The sequence below is a fragment of the Aeromonas sp. HMWF017 genome, from assembly GCF_003061465.1.
In the GTDB taxonomy this organism is placed as follows: Bacteria; Pseudomonadota; Gammaproteobacteria; order Enterobacterales; family Aeromonadaceae; genus Aeromonas; species Aeromonas veronii.
The window spans coordinates 1-1,653 of the sequence record NZ_QAJD01000153.1; the positions used below are offsets into that span (position 1 = coordinate 1).

Sequence of the window (1,653 nt, forward strand, 5' to 3'; positions counted from 1 at the left end):
CCCGCATTCGGGTCAACGAAACCTATGCCGCCATGGCCCGCAACGCCCGCAGCAGCACCGACACCCAGTTTATCCGCTCCCATTTGCAGGAAGCCAAGTGGTTCATCAAGAGCCTGGAAAGTCGCAATGACACCCTGCTGAAAGTGGCCAGTTGCATTGTCGAGCAGCAACAGGGCTTTTTCGAGTATGGTGAAGAGGCGATGAAGCCGATGGTGCTCAATGACATCGCCGAAGCGGTGGAGATGCATGAGTCGACCATCTCCCGGGTGACGACCCAGAAGTACATGCATACCCCTCGTGGTATCTTCGAATTGAAGTTTTTTTTCTCCAGCCATGTGAACACCGAAGGAGGAGGAGAGTGCTCATCGACCGCAATTCGCGCGCTCATCAAGAAGCTGGTCACGGCAGAGAATCCTGCCAAGCCGTTAAGTGATAGCAAGATCGCGGATTTGCTGGCCGAACAGGGTATTATGGTGGCGAGACGCACGATCGCTAAGTATCGCGAATCCTTGTTTATCCCACCTTCCAATCAGCGCAAACGCCTGGTTTAGGCAAACAAAAGGATGATGTTATGCAAATTAACCTGACCGGACACCATGTCGAGATCACCGAAGCTCTGCGTGATTATGTGAATAACAAATTTGCCAAACTCGAGCGTCACTTCGACCACATCAACAATGTTCATGTGGTGCTTAGCGTGGAAAAACTGAACCAGATAGCGGAAGCCAAATTGCACGTCAGCGGTGGCGAAGTGTTTGCCAACTCTGAACATGCCGATATGTATGCTGCGATAGACACCTTGCTCGACAAGCTGGACAGGCAGATCATCAAGCACAAAGATAAGTTAAATAAAAAATAACCATGCAACTTGAACACATACTGAGTCGGGACTGCACCAAGAGTGCAGTCCCTTGTACCAGCAAGAAACGCGCCCTCGAAATCATCAGCGAGCTGGCCGCCGAACGCCTTGGCACCTCCCGCCAGGCGCTGTTCGAATGCTTGCTGGCCCGCGAAAAAATGGGTAGTACCGGGATCGGTGCCGGTATTGCGATCCCCCACGGTCGCATTGACGATGAGTTCCCGCCAACCGCGATTCTGATGACCTTTGCCGACCCTATTCCTTTCGACTCCATCGACAATCAACCGGTTGACCTGCTGTTTGCCTTGCTGGTGCCGGAAAGCGAGTGCAAGCAGCATCTCAAGACCCTTTCTCTGATGGCTTCCAAGCTGGGTGACAAGGCGGTTTGCCGCCAGTTGCGTCAGGCAACCAGCGACGAAGAGCTCTATCAGATCATGACCTCGGCCTGACAGCAGGCCAAGGATGAGACACCCATTTTGGCGTGAGGGAACAAGATGCAGTTAATCGTGGTAAGTGGACGTTCGGGCTCCGGTAAAACGGTAGCCCTGCGAGTGCTGGAAGATCTGGGTTACTACTGTGTGGACAACCTGCCGGTCAATCTGCTGCCCCAGCTGATTGTCTCGGTGGAGAGCCAGTACGACAAGCTGGCGGTCAGCATCGATGTGCGCAACCTGCCGAGCGATCCGGAGAAACTGGAACATCTGCTGGCTCAGGTGCGCAATGAGGGGCGGGTAGAGTTCTCCAGCTTTTTCTTCGACGCTGACAATGGCACCCTGCTCAAGCGCTATGGCGAG

At 53.8% G+C, this 1,653-nt stretch carries 3 protein-coding genes and 1 pseudogene; all 4 read left to right on the forward strand.

Translation table 11 applies throughout. The features are described from left to right. A pseudogene (locus DBR30_RS16315) lies at positions 1-551 on the forward strand (RNA polymerase factor sigma-54); the annotation flags it as partial. Positions 552-571: 20 nt separating this feature from the next. Next, complete coding sequence (hpf, locus tag DBR30_RS16320; protein ID WP_005336323.1) at positions 572-859, forward strand: ribosome hibernation promoting factor; 288 nt, start codon at positions 572-574, stop codon at positions 857-859. A gap of 2 nt (positions 860-861) precedes the next feature. After that, positions 862-1,308 (forward strand): PTS IIA-like nitrogen regulatory protein PtsN, encoded by a 447-nt coding sequence (gene ptsN / locus DBR30_RS16325; protein ID WP_005336322.1) that lies wholly within the window; start codon positions 862-864, stop codon positions 1,306-1,308. Positions 1,309-1,353: 45 nt separating this feature from the next. Continuing rightward, positions 1,354-1,653: RNase adapter RapZ (locus DBR30_RS22375; RefSeq protein WP_308813280.1), on the forward strand; the 300-nt coding region annotated here is incomplete at its 3' end.